Source organism: Mycobacterium vicinigordonae (genome assembly GCF_013466425.1).
Lineage (GTDB): Bacteria > Actinomycetota > Actinomycetes > Mycobacteriales > Mycobacteriaceae > Mycobacterium > Mycobacterium vicinigordonae.
The window spans coordinates 2,862,367-2,875,927 of the sequence record NZ_CP059165.1; the positions used below are offsets into that span (position 1 = coordinate 2,862,367).

At 66.2% G+C, this 13,561-nt stretch carries 10 protein-coding genes; 3 read left to right on the forward strand and 7 right to left on the reverse strand.

Annotation, left to right across the window (positions count from 1 at the left end):
- Positions 1-15 precede the first annotated feature (15 nt).
- Together H0P51_RS13070 and H0P51_RS13075 are read left to right on the forward strand one after the other, a co-directional pair.
- The gene (locus tag H0P51_RS13070) at positions 16-882 is read left to right on the forward strand and encodes an acyl-CoA thioesterase II (RefSeq protein ID WP_180918452.1); all 867 of its coding nucleotides are present in this window, start codon (positions 16-18) and stop codon (positions 880-882) included.
- A 3-nt stretch (positions 883-885) separates the two neighbouring features.
- Positions 886-3,651 carry a TIR domain-containing protein gene (locus H0P51_RS13075; protein ID WP_180918453.1) on the forward strand — a complete coding sequence of 922 codons (2,766 nt, stop codon included), beginning with the start codon at positions 886-888 and terminating at the stop codon, positions 3,649-3,651.
- On the opposite strand, the gene H0P51_RS13080 is transcribed toward H0P51_RS13075, so the two are convergent.
- Positions 3,648-4,136, reverse strand: a complete 489-nt coding sequence (locus tag H0P51_RS13080; RefSeq protein WP_180918454.1) for an MTB12 family secreted protein — start codon at positions 4,134-4,136, stop codon at positions 3,648-3,650. The two genes, H0P51_RS13075 and H0P51_RS13080, sit on opposite strands and share 4 nt — an antisense overlap.
- A 109-nt stretch (positions 4,137-4,245) precedes the next feature.
- Between H0P51_RS13080 and H0P51_RS13085 the strand changes: the two genes are divergently transcribed.
- Positions 4,246-5,634, forward strand: coding sequence for a bifunctional lysylphosphatidylglycerol flippase/synthetase MprF (locus H0P51_RS13085; RefSeq protein ID WP_180918455.1), 1,389 nt, complete (start codon positions 4,246-4,248; stop codon positions 5,632-5,634).
- On the opposite strand, the gene cydC is transcribed toward H0P51_RS13085, so the two are convergent.
- The 6 genes from cydC to H0P51_RS13115 all read right to left on the reverse strand — a co-directional run bounded on the left by cydC (position 5,609) and on the right by H0P51_RS13115 (position 13,496).
- The gene (gene cydC, locus H0P51_RS13090) at positions 5,609-7,264 is read right to left on the reverse strand and encodes a thiol reductant ABC exporter subunit CydC (RefSeq protein ID WP_180918456.1); all 1,656 of its coding nucleotides are present in this window, start codon (positions 7,262-7,264) and stop codon (positions 5,609-5,611) included. The two genes, H0P51_RS13085 and cydC, sit on opposite strands and share 26 nt — an antisense overlap.
- On the reverse strand, positions 7,251-8,843 hold the full coding sequence (gene cydD / locus H0P51_RS13095) for a thiol reductant ABC exporter subunit CydD (protein ID WP_246398800.1): 1,593 nt from the start codon (positions 8,841-8,843) through the stop codon (positions 7,251-7,253). The genes cydC and cydD overlap by 14 nt, the downstream gene beginning before the upstream one ends.
- Before the next feature lie 80 nt (positions 8,844-8,923).
- The gene (gene cydB, locus H0P51_RS13100; protein WP_180918458.1) at positions 8,924-9,964 is read right to left on the reverse strand and encodes a cytochrome d ubiquinol oxidase subunit II; all 1,041 of its coding nucleotides are present in this window, start codon (positions 9,962-9,964) and stop codon (positions 8,924-8,926) included.
- Between the two features lie 19 nt (positions 9,965-9,983).
- Positions 9,984-11,441: a cytochrome ubiquinol oxidase subunit I gene (locus H0P51_RS13105; protein ID WP_180918459.1), complete on the reverse strand. Its 1,458-nt coding sequence runs from the start codon at positions 11,439-11,441 to the stop codon at positions 9,984-9,986.
- Positions 11,442-11,542: 101 nt separating this feature from the next.
- Positions 11,543-12,133 (reverse strand): HdeD family acid-resistance protein, encoded by a 591-nt coding sequence (locus tag H0P51_RS13110; protein ID WP_180918460.1) that lies wholly within the window; start codon positions 12,131-12,133, stop codon positions 11,543-11,545.
- Between the two features lie 31 nt (positions 12,134-12,164).
- Positions 12,165-13,496 carry an adenylate/guanylate cyclase domain-containing protein gene (locus H0P51_RS13115; protein ID WP_180918461.1) on the reverse strand — a complete coding sequence of 444 codons (1,332 nt, stop codon included), beginning with the start codon at positions 13,494-13,496 and terminating at the stop codon, positions 12,165-12,167.
- Between the last annotated feature and the right edge of the window lie 65 nt (positions 13,497-13,561).

The following is a 13,561-nucleotide window of genomic DNA, read 5'->3' on the forward strand; positions in this document are numbered from 1 at the left end:
CCTTTAGGGTGAGGCGTGTCGGATTTTGACGAACTGTTGGCGGTTCTGGACCTCGATCGCGTCACCGACGACCGGTTCGTCGGAGCCCATCCCAGCAAGAACCCGATGCGCACCTTCGGTGGATTGCTGGTCGCACAGTCCTTTGTCGCGAGTACTCGCACACTGGCCCGCGACGACTTGCCGCCCAGCAACGTGTCAGTGCATTTCGTCAACGGCGGCGACACCGCTAAGGACATCGAATTCCAGGTGGTCGCGTTGCGCGACGAGCGTCGGTTCGCCAACCGGCGCGTCGACGCGGTGCAGGACGGCGTGCTGTTGTCCACCACGATGGTCTCCTACATGGCCGGCGGCCCCGGACTTGACCACAGTGTCGAGCCCCCGCACGTCCCGGAGCCCGAAACGCTGCCGACGATCGGCGAGCTGCTGCTCGGCTACGAGGAGACCGTCCCGCATTTCGTCAACGCGCTACAGCCGGTCGAGTGGCGCTACACCAACGACCCGGCCTGGGTGATGCGCGACAAGGGCGACCGGCTGGACTACAACCGAGTTTGGATCAAAGCCAAGGGCAAGCTGCCCGACGACCCGGTGCTGCACACGGCCACCATGCTGTACTCCTCGGACACGACCGTGCTGGATTCGGTGATCACCACCCACGGACTGTCCTGGGGCTACGACCGGATCTTCGCAGCGTCGGCCAACCACACGGTGTGGTTTCACCGGCAGGTCGATTACAACGACTGGGTGCTGTACTCGACGTCGTCACCGGTTGCCGCCGAGTCCCGCGGTCTGGGTACCGGACATTTCTTCGATCGCTCCGGCCAGGTGATTGCCACGGTCGTCCAAGAGGGCGTGCTGAAATACTTTCCCACTGCGAAAAGATAAGTGGTGCAGCGAGATTACGACGCATTCCTGTCGTACACGCGTCGCGATCGCCAGGCCACTGCCGGCATCCAGCACGGTCTGCACCGGATCGGGCGGAAGGTGGGACAGCTGCGTGCGCTGCGTGTGTTCCGCGACGACACTGATTTGGCTGCCAGCCCTGACCTGTGGGGCAAGATCACCGAGGCGCTCGACCGCTCCCGTTACCTGGTTGCCGTGCTGTCACCGCAGGCTGCCGAATCGTATTGGGTCAATCGGGAAATCAGCTACTGGCTCGAGCACGACGGCCGGGAGCGGCTGCTGCTGGTGCTCGCCGGCGGGCGCCTCCAGTGGGACGCCGTGCACCAGCGATTCGATCCCGAGTCGTCTAGCGCGACGCCGCCAGCACTTGCCAAGCCGGGGACGCTGCCGGCGGAGCCGTTCTTCGTCGACGTCAGCGGTGACGCGCCGTGGGACGCGCAGGCTCCGGCGCTGCGGGAGAAGATCACCGCGCTGGCCGCCCCGATCCACGGTCTGCCCAAAGACCAACTGGCCAGCGATGACCTGCGCGAACGCCGCCGGTCACGCCGCCTGCGTGCGACGGCTGTGGCGGGGTTGGTGATGTTGACCGTGGTGGCGGTGGTGGCCGCGCTGTTCGCCCTCGTGCAGCAGCGTGAGGCGGTCCATCAGCGGCAGGAAGCGCTGCGCCAGCGTGACCAGGCGGTTGCGGTGAAGTTGGCCTCGCAGGGCCGCGCGATGCTCGCCGGGATCCAGCCGGGCGGCGACCTGCGCGCCATTCAGCAGATCCTGGCAGCCCCGGTGATCGCGCCGGGCACCGAGATGGGCGCCTTGCTGAACACCCTGGTCGTGCGCCAGTGGACCGTCAAGATGTTCCCGCTGGCCCAGGCGTCGCTGGGGGTCACGGCGCTAAGCCCGGACGGGCGACGCATCGTCTCGGCCAGCGACAAGGCCTTGCGGATGTGGGACGCCGAAACCGGCGCGCCGATTGGTGGGCCACTGATCGGCCACACCGAGGCCGTATCGAGCGTGGCGTTCAGTCCGGACGGGGCACGCATCGTCTCCGGCGGCCGCGACGACGTGGTGCGGCTGTGGGACGCCGCGACCGGTACGCCGATCGGCGCCCCGCTGACTGGGCACACCGATGCGGTATCGGCCGTGGTGTTCAGTCCGGACGGGGCACGCATCGTCTCCGGCAGTTGGGACAAGACGTTGCGGCTGTGGGATGCCCGGACCGGCGCACCGATCGGCGTGCCGCTGACCGGCCACACGGGCCAGGTGACCGACGTGGATATCAGTTCCGACGGCGGCCGCGTTGTCTCGGGAAGCACCGACAACACGGTGCGGTTATGGGATGCGCGAAGCGGCGCTGCGTTGGGGGGCCCGCTGACCGGGCACACCGACGACGTCTCCAGCGTGGCGTTCAGTCCCGACGGACAACGCGTCGTGTCCGGCAGTTGGGACAACACGTTGCGGCTGTGGGATGCCCGGACCGGCGCACCGATCGGGGCGCCGCTGATCGGCCACACCGATCAGGTAACCAGCGTGGCGTTCAGCCCGGACGGGCAACGGATCGTGTCCGGCAGTGCCGACAAGACGCTGCGGCTGTGGAGCGCAGCATCCGGAGCGGCCCTGGGGGAACCGCTGGCCGGGCACACCGGCCAGGTGACCAGTGTGGCGTTTGGCCCCGGTGGGCGGCGCATCGTCTCCGGTGGCGCCGACGACATGCTGCGGGTGTGGGATCCCGACGCGACATTGAGCACGGTGCTGACCGGGCACACGGCGCCCGTCGAAACCGTGGCGTTCAGCCCCGACGCGAGCCGCATCGTCTCCGGTGGCAGCGACAACACGTTGCGGCTATGGGACGCCGCGACAGGTGCCCCGATCGGCGCCCCGCTCGCGGGACACACCAACCAGGTCAACAGCGTGGCGTTCAGTCCCGACGGGAGCCGCATCGTCTCCGGTTCCAGCGATACGACGTTGCGGTTGTGGGACGCCGCGACGGGTGCCCCGATCGGCGCCCCGCTGCAGGGTCACACCAGTGGGGTGACCAGCGTGGCGTTCAGTCCGGACGGTCTGCGGATAGTTTCCGGAAGCGCGGATAAGACGCTGCGGTTGTGGGACGCACGCAGCGGCGCACCCGTCGGCGCGCCGCTGACCGGGCACACCGGTTTCGTGGAATGCGTGGCGTTCAGTCCCGACGGGCGGCGAATCGCCTCTGGCGGCTGGGACAACACGCTGCGGCTCTGGGATGCGAGCACCGGCGCGCCCGTCGGCAAGCCGCTGGTCGGCCACTCGCGGGCGGTTCGCGATCTGGCTTACAGTCCCGATGGGCGGCGTATCGTCACCGCGAGTTGGGACACCACCCTGCGGATCTGGGATGCGGTGACCGGCACACCGATCGGCGCTCCGCTGACCGGACACACCGCCGTGGTGCGCGCCGTCGCCTACAGCCACGACGGGATCTACATCGTGTCCGGTAGCGCCGACACCACGTTGCGGCTGTGGGACGCTGGCACCGGCGCGCCGGTCGGTGTCCCGCTCACCGGGCACGACGAGGTTCTCACCGGTGTGGCGTTCAGTCCCGACGGTCACCGCATCGTCTCGGCTTCCCAAGACCAGACTCTGAGGCTATGGCCGGGTCCGTCGGCATGGCCAGAATTGTTGTGCAACAAGATCACTGCCAACATGAGCCGGGGACAATGGCGCGACTGGGTATCTCCGGACATCGGTTACCGCGCGGTGTGCCCGGGGCTGCCGATCGCGTCCGGTTAACTTCTGGCCGCGCCCGATTCCTCGAGCAGGGACACCGCGGAGGCGCGGCTGATCTTCCAGTCGCCCTGGTTGATGAAAGTCAGGTTCTGGGTCACCGGCGTCAGCTTCGGACCCGAAATTGTGACATCCGCCGAGGCCTGATTGGGTCCCGCCGGCGCGATGTTGGTCACGGTGGCCGTCAGCGGTAGTTCGCCGTGTGCGAGAGCCTGTTTCATCCGTGCGTCGGCGAGGTGAGCCTCGGTTGGACTGATGCCGCCTTCGACGAGGTAGCTCTTGTCGACGAACGGTACGTTTGGGTCTTGCAACGCATTGAGCAACACCAGCAATTCGCCGGCCGTAGGCAGGCTGGCGCTCGGATCCAGGGGCAGCGGTGAACCGAAGACGAGGAGATGCGCCTGCCTGTCCAGCGCGTGAGCGGGCACCTGCTGGACCGCTCCGGCGATTGCGCTCAAGACCACCGCGATGGCCAGGAGTTTCGTCATCATCCGCTGTCCTCTCAACACAATCCGGTGCCGATGTTAGACCCCATCAGCGGCAAATTCGCCCGGATCAGGCGTAACGTTTTCGGGTAGTGCGCAGTTCGAGGAGACGTGAGTGAGAGTGCCGTCAGTTGGACTGACCCAGCGCATTCGGGCCCACGAACGCGTTGTGGTTCAAGTCGATTCGCTGGCGCTGCGCTGTGCCGGCGCAGCAGCCCTAGTTGGCGCGGCGGCCTGGCTGGTGATCGTGCTCACCCAACACCACCGGGACGCCGAGTTTGCGGGACGCCTGCACTGGTCGCTGACCGTGCTAGCCGCCGTGACGTTCATCGCGCGCGGCATCTTCCTGGGCCGTCCGGTCACGGTCATGCATGCGGTGGCCGCGATACTGACCCTGTTTGCCGGACTGAGCGCGCATGTGCTGGGATTCGCACTTCTCGGCGGGGTACTGATCGCGGGCTCCGGACTGGTTCTGATGTGGCCGATGACTGCGCACCCGCGTCCCGAAGATTTGCCGCGGGTATGGACGCTGATCGAGCGAACGCACCGAGATCCGTTGGCGCCCTTCGCGATGCAAACGGGCAAGTGTTATCACTTCGACCAGACCGGCACGGCGGCCCTGGCGTACCGGACCCGGATGGGCTTCGCTGTGGTCAGCGGCGATCCGATAGGTGCTGAGCAGCAGTTCCCAGCGTTGGTCGCCGACTTCACTGCGCTCTGCCGCTCCTACGGGTGGCGGATTGTGGTGTTGGCCTGCAGCGAGCGGCGCCTTGGTCTGTGGACCGCTGGCGCCGTGCTCGGTCAGTCCTTGACGGCGGTGCCGATCGGGCGGGACGTCGTGATCGACGTCCCGACTTTTTCGATGTCCGGACGCAAGTTCCGTAACCTGCGCCAGACCGTCAGACACACTCACAACCGGGGTATCACCACCGAGATCCTGGCCGAGCAGGCGCTCAGCGATGCGCAGCGGGCGGAGCTGGCCGACGTGCTGCGAGCTTCACCTAAGGGCGCCCACTTCGATCGCGGTTTCTGCATGAGCCTCGACGGTGTGCTCGAGGGCCGCTTCCCGGGGGTGCGGTTGATCATCGCGCGCGACGGGGCGGGGCGAGTACAAGGATTCGACCGGTTCACCACCGCGGGTGCGGGGAGCGAGATTTCCCTCGACGTGCCTTGGCGCCGGCGGGACGCCCCAAACGGGATCGACGAGCGGCTCAGTGTTGACATGATCGAGGCCGCGAGAAAGGCTGGGGCACAACGTCTCTCACTCGCTTTTGCGGCATTTCCCGAACTCTTTGAGTACCATCAGCGCGGTGTGCTGCGGGTGTGTTATCTCCTTGTCCACCTGCTGGACCCATGGATCGCGCTGGAATCATTGTGCCGGTATCTGCAGAAGTACCACGCGATGGAAGCGCGCCGTTATGCCGTGGTTTCGCTGACGCAGGTGGTGCCGCTGCTGTTCGTGTTGCTATCGCTGGAGTTCATGCCGCGTCGGCGTCGCTTATGAGTTTCAGTTCCTCACAGTCGATGTCATTGGGCAGGTGATGGGTGGCGACCACCACGGTCCGGGTGGCAGGCATCAGGGCGGTGTCGGCGGCTAACAATTCGCGCAGTATTCGCTCGGCGTCGCTGCGGTCGAGATGCTCGGTGGGTTCGTCGAGCAGCACGATCCGCGTGGGGGAGAGCAACACCCGCGCCAGCAGCAGCCGCCTGCGCTGGCCCGCCGAAATGGCTTGCGCGCCGGCAACCAACACCGTTGACAGCCCGTCCGGCAGACCGGCCAGCCAATCGCCGAGGCCGACGGCCGTTACGGCTGCGGTTAGCTCGTCGTCTGTGCAGTCACCGCGCGCCACCAGAAGGTTGTCCCGGACCGTGGTAGCGAAAAGGTGCGCATCCTCGGCGAAAAACCCTACTGCACTACGCAGTTCGGGTTCGTGGATGTGCTCTACATCGACGCCGTCGAGAGTCACTGATCCCTGCAGCGGCGGCAGCAGACCGGCCAGCGTCATCAGCAGCGTGGTCTTGCCCGAGCCGCTGGCGCCGGTGACCGCTAGCCGTGCCCCGCGCTCCAGGTCAACCGCGGACCAAATTCCCGGCGTTCCCGGGTGACCGGAGCGCACGTCCGCTGAGAGCCGGCCCGGCGATTGCGGCAGCACGACCATCGACGTCTCGAGCGTGTTGTCGCGGCTGGGCGCCAAATCCAGCAGCCGACGCGCCGCGATCCGCGAACGGGTCAGCTGCACCGCGGCCGCCGGCAAGGCGGTGGTCGCTTCGAACGCCGACAGCGGCAACAGCATCAAGACCGCCAAGGTCGTCGGGGCCAAACTCGGCGCCATTCCGATCGCGGCCAGCACCGCGCCGAGCACGCTGACCCCGACTGCCGCGGTCGGCAGCGCCTCGGCGATCGCCGCCGGGCGGGCTGCCGCATCCAAAGCCTCACCCCAGCGCTGTTGGCGCTCTTGCGATTCGGCGATCAGCACCGGCAGCGCACCGGCAACCCGGAGTTCAGGCGCATGTTCCAGCGCGAGCATGGCCGAAGTATCGCGCTCGGAATGATGCTCGCGGGCAACGGCTTCCTGTCGCCGCGCGGCCCGGCCCGCCAGCGCGGGCGCGACTACCCCCGCTATCAGCAGACAGAGGGCCAGTACGAGCGCCGCCGACAGTGAAATCAAGGCGACGACGGCGACCGCCGTCACCGACAGCACCGCTGCGACCCCGATCGGGACCAGCGCACGCACCAACACCTCGGCCAGCACGTCGACGTCCGCGCCGACCCGGGCCACCAGTTCGCCGCTGTGCAACCTGACTGCCAGGGCGGCAGGCCCGGTCGCCAACCGGTGGTAGAGCTCAACGCGAGCGGTACCGGCAGCACGCAGGGCGGCGTCGTGGCTGGCAAGACGCTCGCAATAACGCAGCACACCACGCGAAATCGCAAAGGTCCTTACCAGTACCACCGCTATCGACAGATCGAGCACCGGCGGCATCTGGGAGGCTCGGGTGATCAGCCACGCCGACACCCCAGCCAGCGCCAGCGCACTGCCCAGCGCCAGCACCCCGAGCGTCACGGCCCCCAAAACCCTCGGCAGCCGCGGCTGCAACAGCCGCAGCGCGTCCACGAGAGGATCAGACCGGCGCATAACGCGCCTTACTTGCGGCGACCACCTCGATGACCCGATCACCGATCGCAAGGACCCGCTCGCGATGCCCGACCACCACCACGGTCGCACCGGCGCGGGCGCACGCGGTGACGGCGCGCAATACCCGCTCCTCGGTGGACGCGTCCAAATGGGCCGTGGGTTCATCCAGCAACAGCACCGGGGCCGCAGATCCGAGCACACGGGTCAAGCCCAGCCGTTGCCGTTGTCCGAGGGACAAACCCACACCGTCGCGACCCAGCACGGTGTCCAGCCCGTCGGGCAACTCGCGTAGTACCGCGTCGAATCCCGACGCCGCATAGGCACCCACGGGGTCGGTCAGCGGGCCAAACAGCGCTAGGTTGTCGCCTACGGTCCCCGGCACCAACACCGGGCGTTGCGGTAACCAGGACAGCTGAGCCCACCACAGCTCGGCCGCCAGCTCGGTGATATCGGTTCCGTCGACCGTGACGCGGCCCGAGGTGGGCGCGGTGAGCCCGGCGATAACCTGCAGCGTGGTGCTTTTTCCCGCGCCGTTGAGGCCGGTGAACACCGTCACCGTGCCCGGCTCGATGACCGCGGTTAGGTCAGCCGGGGCGTCACCCGCCCGGGATGCAACACTGAGGTGCTCGAGGCGGATCTGCGCGCCGTGCGCGGTGACGGTTCGGTGGCCAGGGACCGCGACCGACACGGGGGCATCGATGAGAGTAAACGCCTTGTCGGCCGCGGCTTTTCCGTCTTGCGCGGCGTGGAATTCGACCCCGATGCGGCGCAGCGGCCAATATACGTCCGGTGCCAGCAGCAGCACGGTCAGACCGACGGTGAGGCTCATCTCACCGAACACCAGCCGAAGGCCGATGCTGACCGCCACCAGCGCCACGCCCAGCGTGGCCAGCAATTCCAGGACGAGCGCCGACAGGAACGCGATCCGCAGCGTCGCTATTGTCGAACGGCGATGGGCCGCAGTGAGTTTCGCGATACGCTGTTCAGGTCCCGACGCCCTGCCCAGCGCTCTTAGGGTCGGAATACCGGCGATCAGATCGAGCAATCGCGCCTGCAAAGTGGTCACGGACTGCAGTGCGGCGGCAGCGCGGTCGGCGGTGGCCAATCCGATCAACACCATGAATACCGGTATCAGCGGCAGCGTGATCACCACTATCGCCATCGACTTCAGGTCGTAGCAGGCGATGACCGCCACGGTGGCCGGGGTGAGGATCGCGGCTAGCATCAACGTCGGGAGGTAGCCGGTGAAGTAGGGGCGCAGGCCGTCGAGGCCGCGGGTAACCACCGCCGCGGCGGAGTCCCGCTCTGCGGCAAGCTGATCGGGTTGCCGGGCCGTCACCGCCGTCAACACTTGCCCGCTCAGGTCGGCGATCACCGCGCTGGCCCCCCGCTGTCCCAGCCGGGACTGCAGCCAGTGCGTCAGCGTGCGGACACCCCACAGCGCCAACAGGATCGACAGCGATCTCCACCAATCGTGTAGCTCCCGCGCACTGGGGTCGGTCGCGACCCGCGCGACGACCCCGGCCAGCACGATGGCCGCGGCGATGGCGCAGCCCGAGATCACTACGCCGCAGGCCACACTGGCGATCAGGTAGCGGCGCAACGCGCCGGACGCGCGCCATAACCGGGGGTCCAGCGGACCCCGTGAACTCCGACCGCTCAGGATGCGTGCCTGGTCAGGCCGATCGACGGCGGTATCCGGTCAGCCGAGATGCGTTGCCGGAAAACCCAGTACGTCCAGGCTTGGTATACCACCGTCAGTGGCGTCATGATCGCGGTGACCCAGGTCATGATCTTGAGCGTGTAATCGGTGGACGACGCGTTGTAGATCGTCAGGTTCCATTGACTGTTCAGCGTGGACGGAACCAGGTTCGGGTACAGCGAGCCGAACAGCAGCACCACCACGCTGGCGACCACCAGCAGGGTGCACACGAACGCCCAACCGTCGGAGGCTCGTCGCCAAACCAGCAGCACCGCCGTCAACTGGGCGAGCACCGCGATTCCCAAGACCGCCCAGGTCCAGTCTTTGCCATGCGCCAACTGTGTCCAAAAACCAAATACCGCAACCAATACCGTCACCGGCAGCGCCAAGATCCGGCCGAATCGGTGCGCGTCATCACGGATGTCGTCAGCCGTCTTCAGGGAGACGAACACCGAACCGTAGAACAGGAACAACCCGGCAGTGGCCAGACCTCCCAGCAGGGTGTAGGCGTTGAGGACGTCACCGATCGACAGGTTCACCTGCCCGTCAGCGTTCACCGGAAGCCCGCGCACCAGAATGGAAAACGCTGTGCCCCAAAGGATTGCAGGCAGCCAGGAACCTGCGGCAATGCCGAAGTCGGCCCAGCCCCGCCATTTCGAGTCGTCGACCTTGCCGCGCCACTCGATGGACACCACGCGCACGATCATGCCGAATAAAATCGCCAGTAGCGGCAGGTAAAGCGTGGAGAACACGGTGGCGTACCAGCCGGGGAATGCCGCGAACATCGCTGCGCCGGCGGTGATCAGCCAAACCTCGTTGGCGTCCCATACCGGGCCGATGGTATTCAGTGCCGCGCGGCGGTGCGCCTCACGGTCGCCCTTGCTGACCCGCGCGAACGGTTCCATCAGCATGCCGACGCCGAAGTCGAAGCCCTCCAGGATGAAGAAACCGAGGAACAGCGTCGCGATGAGTCCGAACCACAACTCTTGAAGTTTCACGGTCAGTTCCTTCCAGCGTCTAGTAGGCGAACGACAGGGGTTCCACTTCGCCTTCCGCCGCGGCGGCAGGTGCGGCCGGTTCGGCGTCGTGGTCCTGTGGGCCTTCCACGATGTAGCGCTTGAGCAGCCAGAACCAGACCACGGCGAGCACGGCGTAGATCAGCGTGAACGTCACCAGTGAAGTCAGCACCACACCGGACCCGTGGTGGGAGACTCCCGCGGCGACGGTGAGGTGGACATTCGGGTCGCCGGTTGGGTTGGGCGCCACGATCCACGGCTGGCGGCCCATCTCGGTGAAGACCCAGCCGGCGCTGTTGGCCAGGAACGGTGCCGGGATCGTCAGCAGCGCGAACCAGGCGAACCAGCGCTGGTTCGGGATCCGTCCGCCGCGGGTCAGCCACAGCGCGGTCAAGGCGAACAACACCGGGATGGCCAGCAGCCCGATCATCGCGCGGAAGGACCAGTAGGTGACAAACAGGTTGGGGCGGTAGTCATTCGGGCCGAATCGCTGGTTGTAGTCCCGCTGGATGTCGCGCACCCCTTGCAACTTGACGCCGTCGAACTTGCCTTCGGCTAGGAACGGCAGCACGTAGGGCACCTCGATGACGCGGGTGAGTGCGTCGCAGTTGTTCTGTCGTCCGACGGTCAGGATGGAGAAGTCCGGGTCGATTTGGGTGTCGCACAACGACTCTGCCGAGGCCATCTTCATCGGCTGCTGCTGGAACATCAGCTTGCCCTGGTGGTCGCCGCTGAAGAACAGCCCGACCGTGGCCAGCAGCACCACCCAACAGCCCAGTGCGGTCGCCGGGCGGTACATCGCCCGGGTGCCTGGGTCGACGGTGCTGGTCTGCGACCGCACCAGCCACCAGGCGCTGACGGCGGCGACGAAGGTACCCGCGGTCAGCAGCGCGCCGGTGACCGTGTGGCTGAACGCCGTTAATCCGGTGTTGTTGGTGAGCAACGCCAGGATGTCGTTGAGCTCGGCGCGGCGGGTCTGCGGGTTGTAGTGCACACCGACCGGGTGTTGCATGAACGAGTTCGCGGTGATGATGAAGTACGCCGAGACGTTCACCGAGATCGCGACGACCCAGATGCACGCCAGGTGCACCAATTTCGGCAGTCGGCTCCAGCCGAAGATCCACAGTCCGATGAAGGTGGATTCGAAGAAGAAGGCGAGCAGGCCCTCCATTGCCAGCGGCGCACCAAACACGTCGCCGACGAATTTCGAATATTCACTCCAGTTCATGCCGAACTGGAACTCCTGCACGATCCCGGTGGCCACGCCGATGGCGAAGTTGATCAGGAACAGCTTCCCGAAGAACTTTGTCAGGCGGTACCAGGCAACGTTGTCGGTGACCACCCAGGCCGTCTGCATGATGGCGAGCAGGGGAGCCAGGCCGATGGTGAGTGGCACGAAAATGAAGTGGTAGACGGTGGTGATACCGAACTGCCAGCGCGATATGTCAACGACGTTCATCTGTCATTCTCCCGGGGCTGCGGGGACAATCACATAACTACTACGGACTGTAGTAGCCGGGTCTGGCCAGCGCCAGCGTCAATTATTCGGTTGTCAGCGGGTTAGCCGGTGAGGTTCTTGGATGCCTTGCGAATGCCGAACGACGACACGATCTCGAAGACACCAATCACGATGAGCCAGATACCGACGACATACGCCAGGGTGATGATCGATTCGAAGGGTGAAGCCATCACGACGATCCCCGCCAACAGGCTGATGACGCCGATGAAGATCGCCCAGCCGCGGCCCGGAAGCGCGGGATCGCTGATGGCCGAAACGGTGGTGGCCACACCGCGGAAGATGAATCCGATACCGATCCAGATGGCCAGCAGCAGCACGGCGTTGCCGAAGTGGCGGAACGCCAACACGGCGAGGATCAGCGATGCGGCACCGCTGATGAACAGCAGAATCCGGCTGCCCGCCGACACGTGCAGGCTGAACGCGAAGACGACCTGGGCCGCGCCGGTAACCAGCAGGTAGGCGCCGAAGAAGATGGCGGCCACCAGGACGGTCTGTCCCGGCCACGCCGCGACGGCGGCACCGAGAGCGAGCGAGAGGATCCCAGATACCAGGGTGGATTTCCAGAGGTGGGGGAGAAGACTAGGCGGCGACAGTGTTGCGGGACTAGATTCCATGTAGCCAGTGTGACGCATGTGATGGACCCGGGGTAGGGGTCTTTTGTCCTCAGACGTGCGCGGCGCGGCGGTCCTCGACAGACAGACCCTCAGGTTCATCGAGCGCCCTGCGGCTCACCAGGTACCAGGTGCGCATCACGCCCTTACCTTTGACGTCGATGTAGCCGCGTTCGCGCAGTTCAAAATCGTCTTTCAGGAGCTCGTAGACCTCGTCGGGCACCTGGATCTGGCCGACCGAGTCGGTGGACTCCATCCGGGACGCGACGTTGACCGCGTCGCCCCATACGTCGTAGAAGAACCGGCGGGAGCCCACCACGCCGGCCACAACGGGACCGGTGGCCAGGCCGACCCGGAGCGGAACCGCGCGTCCGTGCGGATCTTTGAGCGCAGCGGCGACGTCGGCCATGTCCAGCGCGAAGTCGGCCAGCGCGTGCACGTGGTCAGGACGCGGCCGCGGGACGCCGCTGACCACCATGTAGGAGTCGCCACTGACCTTGATCTTTTCCAGTTCGTACTTGTCCACCAGGGTGTCGAACGCACTGTAGAGGCGGTCGAGGAAGCGGACCAGGTCGGCGGGCGGGGTGCTGCTCGCCCGCTCGGTGAACCCGACGATGTCAGCGAACAGCACCGAGGCTTCGTCGTACTTATCGGCGATGACGTGGCGTTCGGGCTCCTTGAGGCGTTCGGCGATGCTGGCCGGCAGCATGTTGGCCAGCAGTGCCTCGGAGCGCTCGTACTGTTCCTCCATGACTGCCTCGGCCTGGGCGGTGTCGCGCAACGCGAAATAGACCGTCGCGACCACCATCACGCACGCCGAGACGGTGGTGACGACGAACCCGGTGGACTGCGCCCACTGCGGTTGCAGTCCGGTGTTGCGCGGGATCACGAACTCGGTCAGGATCACCAGGCCGGCGCCGACCGCCGCCAGGAAACTGGCGAGCACGATGTGCTCGATGCCCAGTAGCAATACGGCCAGACACGATCCGACGATGAAGAACAGCTGAGCGCCCGAACCGGTCCCGATGTCCCAACAGCTGGCCAGCACCGTGGCGTAGGCCGCACCGATGAAGGTCAGCGGTGCTACCAGTTCGCCGAACCGGTGCAGCATCGGGACGAACGCGAAGACCAGTGCCGAGACGATATTGATCGAGATGACCTGCCACAGCCACGACCCCGTGACCAGTTGCATCGCAACGAAGCTCGCACTGACCAGGACGGCCATCCACGCAGTGACGTCGAGTATGCGGGCCCGGCGAGCGGCCGCGTCGGCGTAGTGCTGACGCAAGTCTTTGGTTTGGGCCCGGACAGCGGCCACACAGTCCGGCCGGCGAGCTGGGTCGTCGTTGCCAGCTTTGAGGGCAGCGCACGTTTTTGCGCCCATAGGGAAAAGCCTAACCGTTGGCCGAGATTAGCGAGCGATGTTGCCGCATACCTCGGTCGTAACGA

Coding starts and splice junctions, on each gene's coding strand:
- H0P51_RS13105 (WP_180918459.1), bottom strand. CDS start 11,441: ATGAACGTCGTTGACATATCGCGCTGGCAGTTCGGTATCACCACCGTC.
- H0P51_RS13080 (WP_180918454.1), bottom strand. CDS start 4,136: ATGATGACGAAACTCCTGGCCATCGCGGTGGTCTTGAGCGCAATCGCC.
- H0P51_RS13115 (WP_180918461.1), bottom strand. CDS start 13,496: ATGGGCGCAAAAACGTGCGCTGCCCTCAAAGCTGGCAACGACGACCCA.
- H0P51_RS13110 (WP_180918460.1), bottom strand. CDS start 12,133: ATGCGTCACACTGGCTACATGGAATCTAGTCCCGCAACACTGTCGCCG.
- cydC (WP_180918456.1), bottom strand. CDS start 7,264: ATGCGCCGGTCTGATCCTCTCGTGGACGCGCTGCGGCTGTTGCAGCCG.